Below are 9507 nucleotides of genomic sequence, written 5' to 3' on the forward strand. Positions count from 1 at the left end.
CGCAAATCACTTCGTTCGCTGGCGGAGCAATCGCGACAGACACGCCAGGGGTATATGTTGCGCGACCGGCTGGCCGTCAACGGCTACGATTGGTGGTGGCACTCGTTGGCGGCGACAAACCGTGACACCGGCGAGCGCGAACCGTTCTTTATCGAGTATTACATCACCAACCCGGGCCTGGGCGGGAAAGATCCGGTCTTCGGACAGTTGCCGGGCCCATCCGGTGAGAAACAGCGTCCCTCCTACGGGCTCGTCAAGTGCGGAAAGTGGGGCGCGGGCAAGGCGCAGTTGCACAACTTCTACCCGATCACCGAGGTCAGCGCCGATCCCGTGAAAATGGACGTCGCGATCGGGCCGAATACCGCCAAAGAGACGCACATCAAAGGCTCGGTCGAGGTTAGCGCTACGACCGCGTCGCGACATCCCGAGTGGATGAGCGACGCCGGCAGCATGTCATGGGATCTCAACGTCACCAAGCGCGTTACCTTCTCGCTTGGCCCCGGCGCCTCGTTTCTCTTCAGGTGGCTCAACGCTTTTCAGATGTTCTGGCACGTCCAGGGAATGAAATCAGAGTACACGGGAACGATCACTTACAATGGCGTGGTTTACGACGTGACCCCGGAGGGCAGTTGCGGCTACCAGGACAAGAACTGGGGAAGCGACTTCACCAGCCCGTGGCTGTGGCTCAACTGCAACAACTGGACGGATGAGGCTGACGCACCGGTTGACGCGAGCCTGGACATAGGAGGTGGGCAACCGATGCTCTTCGGCAGGCCGCTCGTCGGAAAAAAACTGCTGGGCGCTCTCTGGCGCCAGGGGAAGATGTACGTGTTCTCTTTCGACAGGGTGTTCCTCCAATCGCAGAAGTGGCAGTGTCGCGAGGATGACACGCACCTCCACTGGGATATCGAGATGAAGAACGCGATGTACGCCATGCGGGTCGATTTCCGGTGCCCGAAAGAGAAAATGATCCTTGTGAACTACGAAAACCCAAAAGGCGAAAAGAATCACAACCGCCTCTGGAACGGCGGGCATGCCGAAGGCGCCCTGTCTCTGAAAAACCGTTGGACAGGGAAGGAAGTCGTCAGGCTCAAAGGAACACTGGGCGGATGCGAGTACGGCGTCGCCGATCAGATTGAAACGTGAGCGCGTTGCGACCTGTCGTCGACAGTCACATTCATCTGTGTTAGACTCTCAAAATCCAGGGGTGAAGAATGCCCCAGAACTCATAACGCCACAAAGGAAGAGTTTATGCCAAATATCAAGTCGCAGTGGAAGAGAATGCGCCAGTCCGAGAAACAGCGGATGCGCAACAAGGGCGTAAAGACCGCGCTCAAGTCCGACATCAAGAAATTTGAAGCCGCCCGCGAGTCGGGAGATGTCGAGGCGGCTGCCGAGAGGTTCAAGGTGGTTTCGCGCTCTCTCGACAAAGCGGCCTCCAAAGGCGTCATCCACAAGAACAAGGCCGCAAACAAAAAGTCGCGCATGTCCAAATGTATCGCGGGCATGAGGTGAACAGCGGGTAAAAATTACCCTATTATCTTCACAGTCAGCATTTCCAGGATCGACCCCTGATACTCCCCCTCCTCCAGGTAACGACCGGAGTACATCTCCAACTGAGCTTGCTTGAACTCGCCAAATATCGATCGAAGCCTCTCCTGTGAAAATTTAGTGGACTGTTTGACGCACTTTCCCACGAGGAACGGCGGGATGCCGAGCTCTGACGCTATTTTGCCGTATTCGTGGGTATGCTGCATCGACTTGCAACTGGCTATAAGTCTGAACTGGCGAAGAAGCAAGTTGAATATCTTTTGCGGGCCCTCTCCCTGCTTTATCAATCTGTTCAAGAGATATAACGACAGATCGCGCCGTCTTTCCGCGACTGAGTCGATAAACTCGAAGATCCCCTGTTCGGCGGCCGGTACGACAACTTTCACCACTTCCTCGACGCCTACTGTGTCCGCGTCGGCGGCATAGAGGCATATGCGCTCCACAGCGTCACTCAGATTGCGAAGCTCTCTTCCCACCTTTTCTATGAGCATGTCCCTCGCCGCTGGCTCGATTCTTTTGCCTCTTTTTTTGAATTCGTCGCGTATCCAATCCTCCACCTTGCCTTTCCTGCCTCTCGCGGCCCATGCAAATTTAAGCGACTCGCCGCCTGAAGCAATCGCGCATCGAAAAAGCGCGGAGTTTTCGACTTTCTTGACGATGCCGCTGTCGCGAGGGGCGCCGGACGGAGACGCGCTTGCGACCAGCACCAGTGTCGTGGCGGGGTTAGGCTTCTCCATGTAGCGCGAGATGATGTCCTGCCCTTTCTTGCTCAGCTTGTCGACGTTTTTCGCGATCACAAGCCTGCGTGAAGCCAGAAGCGGGATTGTTTCCGCGGAATCGACCACGTGTTCGGCGCCGGTCTCCATCGCGTTGATGACCTCCATGTTGAAGTCGGCGTCCATCACTGCCGCAAAAAGCTTCTTGAGCCTGTCCAGAGCCTGCTCGACGAGAAGCTCCTCGTCGCCGTACACGTAATAGATATTTTTCAACTCTTCGACTTTGTCGACGTGTTTCCTGGCCAAGTTTTACCGCCTTTTGGAGTTCAGTCCAATTTTACCATTGCGCACGAATATCTCTATGTCGCCGCTCGAATCCGTCCTGGCAATAGCGATTCCCCGTGACGCCAGCAGGCTCAGGCACTTCTGAGAGGGGTGACCGAACTTGTTGTCCCGTCCAACCGATATAGTCGCGAGCCGTGGCCTCGATGCGTTCAGCAGTTCACTACCGACGGCTTCCGCGGCGCCGTGGTGCGGAATCTTTATCACGTCACACTCTATCGAAGGATGCCTGCTTAAAAGAGTTTCCTGTCCCTCCGACTCGATGTCTCCACACAGAAGCAACCTGGCGCCATCGACGTAGGCCATAGCGACAATCGAGCAATCATTGAGGTTTTCAGGCGGACTCTTTAAACATGACGCACAGTAGAGAATCTCCATTTTCATGTCAGGCGCTACGGTGATCATCATGCCTTCCCTGGCCGTTGTCACTGGAACATTGCGCGCGGACGCCGCCTCGAGCAACTCTCTGTATGAACCCGTCTCAAAACCTTGCGCGTCGGCATCCAGAAGCGTGCCCACCGGCATGCGGCGCAACACCTCTACCAGGCCGGTGTAGTGGTCCGCGTGTGGATGCGTGGAGACCATGAGATCAATGCGGCTTATTCCTCGCTCTCGCAGTTTACGCATGACCTGGCCCGGCTCGGGCCCGCCATCAACCAGGACAATCGCGCCCGAGGAACTGCGCAGAACGGTAGCGTCTCCTTCTCCCACATCGAAGACTATCACGGAGGTGTGACTCGTTTTAGGCAGTACTGGAAAACAGCACGCGAGCACCAGCAGAATTGAGAGCCCGAGTGCCATGAAAGGCTTGAACAGTGAACGCCCCGCGCGCCCTCTCGCGAACATGACAAGGGAGGCCACGTACAGCGCCAGCGCGACGGTAGAGAGAGCGCTCACAAAAAGGCCGGCGCCGGGCACATGCGCGCACGACGAAGCCACGGTGAGTATCCAGCGCGCGATTCCCGATGGAACGACCGCCACTGCCCTGGCCAGTGGCAGGCTGACTGTTGATATTATCGCGACCGACCAACTCGAGAGAAGAAGCGCCCCAACAAGCCAGATGGCGAGCAGGTTCGCCACGATCGCCAACACCGGCGCGGGCTCACCGCGCGCGAGCGTCAGCGGTAGGACGCCGAGTTGAGCGCCCGCGCAAACAGCCAGCGCAAGCCTCGCTTTGCCGACCTCGCCGCCGTCCTTTCGCCTCGACAGGAACAGCACGATGCTCAAGGCGGCGGCAAACGAGTATTGAAAACCCGGATCAGCGAGACCCCCTGGATTCACGCAAAGCATCGCTATCCCCGCGATAGACAATCCGGCGAGTGAATCGTATCTCCTGCCGAGCAACATCCCACCGAAACAAGCAACCGCCATAATTGTCGCGCGCACAGCGGATGGCCGAAAGTTGGAAAGCGCGAGCACCAGAAGCGCCATTACGCACGCGACTATCAATCGAGTCCGCTTCCCGACCCCCAGCGCCATCATGGCCGCCAGCGCTATCATCGCGGCGGAACTCACGTGAAGCCCCGAGACCGCGACTATGTGCGATAGGCCACACGCTCTGAGATCGGCGATAATCGTCGGATCCATCCCGTCGGTCTTGCTCAGGCTTACGCCCTCGATGAAGCCCGCGAGCCTCGAGTTGAAGATACGCCTGTACGCCGACGACATCCAACGGCGCGCTCCCGCCACGGAACGCGCTATCACATTGGCCGCCGGAGCGCATACGTGAATGTCACGCCTTTCAGCGCGCATTACGCAGGCCGCCCCATGATCCGCGAGCCATTGCCGATTTCCCGCGGGCGTGGCCACTCTTCCCCGAATCTCTACGTTAACTCCCGGATATATTTCCCTTTTGGGCATGCGACCGGGAACCGTGACGCAGAGCCGTTCCCGCAATGACCATGCCTGCCCCAGCGCCTGGATTTCGGCAACCTCAATGAAAAACGAACTGTTTTCTCCGCTCTCTTTCCAGTCAGAAAGAACCCGCCCGCGAGCGTTCCCAACTGCGTTCTTTTGCGCAATCTCTAAAAGCAATCCAGACTTTAGGGCATGATTGGAAACAAGAATGAGCACCATGCCCAGAATCGCGAACGCTACCGGGAGCATGACGACAAGCGCGTCTCTCCACTTTCCAAGAATGGCTATGAGCGCGCCAACTACGGCCAGTGCGCCGAGGCAGACAAAGAACAGAGCCACATGGAGATATCGTTGAGCCAGAATTCCCGCGGCCATCGAGGCGAAGCACAAAAGATAAAAGCGGCCACGCACTTTAGTTGGCATCCCCAAAACGCATAATGGGGTCAAACCAAATTATGCGTTTTCTCCCACTGCGCCTCTCCGCCCACTCAAACGCATAATTTGGTTTGACCCCATTATGCGTTTTCTCTTGGGAGAGAGTGTTGGGGTGAGGGGCATATGAAACGCCCACTAGATCGTAACCAGATCCTGGAGGGCTTTGAGCTTCGCGGGCCCAATGCCTTCGACGTCATCCAGATCGTCGGCGGCGGAGAAAGGGCCGTTTTTCTTTCGATACTCTATAATTCTCTCCGCCATGGCTGGCCCTATGCCCGGCAACTTCTCGAGCTCGTCAGCGTTCGCGGTGTTAACGTTGACAAGACTTGATTGTCCTGAGGTTGAAACGTTCTCGCCGGGGGCTGTCCCCACTGATGCCTTCTGAGGAACCATGACTTTCTGGCCGTCAGTAAGCCTTCCCGCAAGGTTTATATCATCGAGCGCCGCTTCACTTGATGCGCCGCCCGCGCGCTCTATCGCGTCGGCGACCCGTGAGCCCTCGGGCAACTTGTAGAGCCCCGGCGAGACAATAGCGCCCGCGACATGAACCGTAAGCGTGCGCTCGCGCTCGGGCGCTCCCGCGCTAACGGTTCCATTGTCAATAGTGATTGGACGAGGCTTGGATCTCACGTACGCAAGAACGCTGCCCATGCAAAAAAGCGCTATCAGACAACTTATCGCAACAAGTTGAACTCGCGTGAGTGACGCCGCCGCGTCGATCAACTGTTGCAGGCTCGAACGATCTTGTACTTGCATTGCTTACTAATGATAATACAGCAAAGCAAGCAATGCAACAGGCGGGTGGAATAACAGCGAAAAACGGGGGCGCCGTCAGAGAATCTCGATCAGATTACGATATTGACCAGTTTGCCGGGCACGACGATAATCTTGCGGATGTCCTTGCCCTCGACGTAGCGGAGCGCGTTCTCGCATTCAAGCGCCCTGGCCTTCATCTCATCTTTGGAGATGTCCACCCCAACGGTGACCCTGTCGCGCACTTTGCCATTGACCTGGATAATAAGGGTGACCTCTTCCGGGCGGGCGAGATCCTCGTCCCACGAGGGCCACGGCTGCTCGTGCACACGGCCCCCCGTGCCCGCGACGCTCCATAACTCTTCCGCAATGAACGGCGTAAACGGCGAGAGCAACTGCAGCACGGCAAGCACCGCCTCTGCCAGCACTTCTCTGTCCACAGCGCCATCAGAGATGTAGTGATACACGCCGTTGACCAGCTCCATGATGAAGCTCACCGCGGTGTTGAACGCGAACTGTTCGATGTCGCGCGTTACGTTCATGATCGCGCGATGTGTCATGCTTCTCATCGCCCTGTGCCGGGACGCTGGCCCGGCCGGTGGCGCGTCACCTTCCATCAAAGGCGCAAACCGCTCGTGCACCATCCTCCAGACCCGGCTGAGGAATCTGCGCGCTCCCTCGACTCCCGCATCGCTCCAATCCTTCGATATCTCAGGCGGACCCATAAAAAGGACATAAAGTCTCAATGCGTCAGCGCCCAACCTGTCGATGTAGGCGCCGGGCGCGACGACGTTCCCTTTTGATTTCGACATTTTCGCGCCATCTTTAGTTATCATCCCCTGACACAGCAGATTCTCAAACGGCTCGTCGAAATCGATCATTCCCAGGTCGTATATCACCTTTGTGAAGAACCGCGCGTACAACAGGTGCAGGATCGCGTGCTCGATGCCGCCGATGTACTGATCCACGGGCATCCAGGCGCGAACATTCTCTGAATCGAACGGGGCGTCTCGGTCGCGCGGGCTCACATAGCGAAAGAAGTACCAGGACGAGTCGATGAAGGTATCCATTGTATCCGTCTCGCGCGTCGCGTCACCGCCGCACACGGGGCACGCGGCGTTATGGAAAGACTCTTCAAGGGGCAGTGGCGATTTGCCGCCATCGGCAAGCGGCATCTCCTCGGGGAGCAAAACGGGCAGGTCTTCCTCGGGCACGGGGACGGTTCCACACCTGTCACAGTAGATGATTGGTATCGGCGTTCCCCAGTATCTCTGCCGCGAGACGAGCCAATCGCGAAGCCTGTAGTTGACGGCGCGCTCTCCCCACCCGTTCGCCTCGAGCATGTCACAGATGGCTTCCTTGCACTGCTCGCTCCGGGCGCCGTCAAACTCCCCGGAGTCAACCATGACGCCCGGATCCTCATACGCTTCGGTCATTTCCCGGGCGACGAGCGCGTTACCGGGCGGCTGAATGACCACCGTCACCGGCAGGTCGTACTTGCGGGCGAACTCGAAGTCTCGCTGGTCGTGCGCTGGCACCGCCATGACCGCGCCTGTGCCGTACTCCATGAGAACGAAGTTGGCGGTGTGCACCGGCACGCGGGCGCCGTTCACGGGGTTGATCACGTAATCTTCGAGGAACACGCCGTCCTTCTCGGTCTCCAGCGCCGTGCGCTCGAAAGAGGTGCTTTGAGACAGCCTCTCCCTGAACGCCGCGACGTCCGCCTCGCGCTCGGCGCCGCTCACCAGAACGTCGACAAGAGGATGCTCAGGCGCGAGAAGGAAGAACGTGACTCCGTATAACGTGTCAGGCCTGGTCGTGTAGATGCTTATCTTCTCACCGGTGGACTCCAGCGTGAAATCAACCCTGGCGCCGCGCGACTTCCCGATCCAGTTGCGCTGCATGGTAAGCACGCGCTCGGGCCAGCCCTCGAGACGATCCATGTCGTCCAGCAATCTCTCGGCATACTCCGTGACTTTGAAGAACCACTGGTTCAGCCACCGTGGAACCACCTGAGTGCCGCAGCGCTCGCACGACCCGTCGGCGTGCACCTGCTCGTTGGCGAGAACGGTTCCGCACGACGGGCACCAGTTTGTGATCGCATCGGCCTTGTACGCCAGCCCGCGCTCGTACATCTTCAGGAAAAACCACTGGGTCCAGCGATAGTACTCCGGCTCACACGTTGAAATCTCGCGACTCCAGTCGTACGAGTATCCAAGCCGCTTGAGGTCATCGGTAATCAGATCTATGTTGTCGCGCGTACACTTCGCGGGGTGCAGTCCGCTTGATATCGCGGCGTTCTCCGCCGGAAGCCCAAACGCGTCGTAACCAATTGGATGCAGAACGTTATAGCCTTTTCGCCTGTAGTAACGCGCCATGACATCACCGAGCGAGTAGTTCGCGACATGACCTATGTGTGCCTGGCCGCTGGGGTATGGAAACATGACGAGCACGTACTTCTTCTCGCGCCCAGGCGCCCACTCCGCGCGGAAGGCGCCTTCCGCTTTCCATCGCTCTATCCACTTCGTTTCAATTGCCTTATGATCGTATTCTGGGATCAACCGCTCACCTCCAGACCACAAACGATAGTATCATAGCGAGATCGTGCAAAAAGGGGTCAGGCACCGTCTACCTTTCCGTCTACCGCGGATCGAGGAACGACGCCGTTGGTGGCTGTGGACTTCAAGCCATCATGAATGTTTTAATGAACACGACGCCAACAAGGAGGAGCGGTGAGCGTAAAAAAAGAGAAGGCGGATGTTTTCGGGGCGGGCATGTCGGGGCTGATCGCGGCTATCAACCTGGCGCGCGAAGGGTACTCGGTCACAGTACACGATCGGGAACCCGGCTACGGCGGCTCGCGTCTCTACAACCCGTCCACACATGTCACACCGCTCGATCCCCAGAAAACATCAGAGTACATCGGGATCGACATCTCGCCGGCGTTCCATCCCGTGCAGGCGTGCCCCGCCTACTTTCACGACACCAAAGTCATGTTGCCGGTTGGAGGAGTATACGCGGTCGAGAGAGGCGATAGGCCGACCAGCCTGGACACGCTTCTCTACAACGAATGCAAGGGGCTTTCCATCAAGTTCGAGTTCGACTCGAAGCTGACCGGGGACGACCTGTCGAGTCTTCCACCAAACTCGGTAATCGCCTGCGGACTCACGCAGTCCGCGTACGAAATGCTGGAGATCCCATACCTGCCGTGGCACGGGTGGATATCGAGGGGAAAACTGGAAGTCGGCAGCTACGCCTGGCTATGGTTCGACGAGTGCGTCACCGAGTACGGGTATTTCTCAGCCGTGAACGGTTACTACTTCAACCTGCTGTTCAGCACTCACGAAGTCGAGAAGCCGTGCCTGGATAAGTACAGGTCATTCATGGTTCGAAACGAGGGTATCGAGCACGAGAGCTGGGAGTACGTGTCCGGCGTTGTGCCGCTGGCGCGTCCCGATAACCCAAGGCTCTTCTGGAATGACGCCGTGCTGTGCGGCACTATCTCCGGCGCCATGGATCCGATGCTCTGGTTCGGCATCTCCGGAGCGCTTGTCACCGGCAAGGTGGCGGCGATCGCCATCATGGACAAGGAGCGCGGCGCGGCCGAGTTCAACCGTTTCACCAGGCGCTTCAAAGAGAACTATATCGTCAAGAACAAGATCTGGTCGCCGTTCGTAAGGCCGAACGTGAACGTAATGGAAAAGGCGATCGGTGCGCTCGGCGTCAGTAACATCGAGCGCATGGGAAAACTCTTAGAAGACGGCAAACTCCCGTTCCGCTCTGCGATCCCCGGCTTCAGCCACGTAAGCTGCAACTAAAACGCATAATGGGGTCAAACCAAAATATGCGTTTT

7 protein-coding genes are annotated in these 9507 nt (G+C 57.8%); 3 read left to right on the forward strand and 4 right to left on the reverse strand.

Going from position 1 to position 9507, the window contains the following annotated elements; genetic code table 11:
* Together CVT63_06705 and CVT63_06710 are read left to right on the forward strand one after the other, a co-directional pair.
* A partial coding sequence (locus tag CVT63_06705; GenBank protein ID PKQ27676.1) for a hypothetical protein occupies positions 1 to 1146 on the forward strand: 1146 nt, incomplete at its 5' end.
* Between the two features lie 105 nt (positions 1147 to 1251).
* Positions 1252 to 1515 carry a 30S ribosomal protein S20 gene (locus tag CVT63_06710; GenBank protein ID PKQ27677.1) on the forward strand — a complete coding sequence of 88 codons (264 nt, stop codon included), beginning with the start codon at positions 1252 to 1254 and terminating at the stop codon, positions 1513 to 1515.
* 14 nt (positions 1516 to 1529) lie between these two features.
* On the opposite strand, the gene holA is transcribed toward CVT63_06710, so the two are convergent.
* The 4 genes from holA to CVT63_06730 all read right to left on the reverse strand — a co-directional run bounded on the left by holA (position 1530) and on the right by CVT63_06730 (position 8212).
* Entirely contained in the window at positions 1530 to 2573 is a 1044-nt protein-coding gene (gene holA / locus CVT63_06715) for a DNA polymerase III subunit delta (GenBank protein ID PKQ27678.1), read from the reverse strand.
* 3 nt (positions 2574 to 2576) lie between these two features.
* Positions 2577 to 4889 carry a hypothetical protein gene (locus CVT63_06720; protein ID PKQ27679.1) on the reverse strand — a complete coding sequence of 771 codons (2313 nt, stop codon included), beginning with the start codon at positions 4887 to 4889 and terminating at the stop codon, positions 2577 to 2579.
* A gap of 147 nt (positions 4890 to 5036) precedes the next feature.
* Positions 5037 to 5657 carry a competence protein ComEA gene (locus CVT63_06725; GenBank protein PKQ27680.1) on the reverse strand — a complete coding sequence of 207 codons (621 nt, stop codon included), beginning with the start codon at positions 5655 to 5657 and terminating at the stop codon, positions 5037 to 5039.
* A gap of 89 nt (positions 5658 to 5746) precedes the next feature.
* Entirely contained in the window at positions 5747 to 8212 is a 2466-nt protein-coding gene (locus tag CVT63_06730) for a leucine--tRNA ligase (GenBank protein PKQ27682.1), read from the reverse strand.
* A 174-nt stretch (positions 8213 to 8386) separates the two neighbouring features.
* Between CVT63_06730 and CVT63_06735 the strand changes: the two genes are divergently transcribed.
* Positions 8387 to 9472 carry a hypothetical protein gene (locus CVT63_06735; GenBank protein ID PKQ27681.1) on the forward strand — a complete coding sequence of 362 codons (1086 nt, stop codon included), beginning with the start codon at positions 8387 to 8389 and terminating at the stop codon, positions 9470 to 9472.
* Positions 9473 to 9507 lie beyond the last annotated feature (35 nt).

This window comes from Candidatus Anoxymicrobium japonicum (assembly GCA_002843005.1).
GTDB classification, from domain to species: domain Bacteria; phylum Actinomycetota; class Geothermincolia; order Fen-727; family Anoxymicrobiaceae; genus Anoxymicrobium; species Anoxymicrobium japonicum.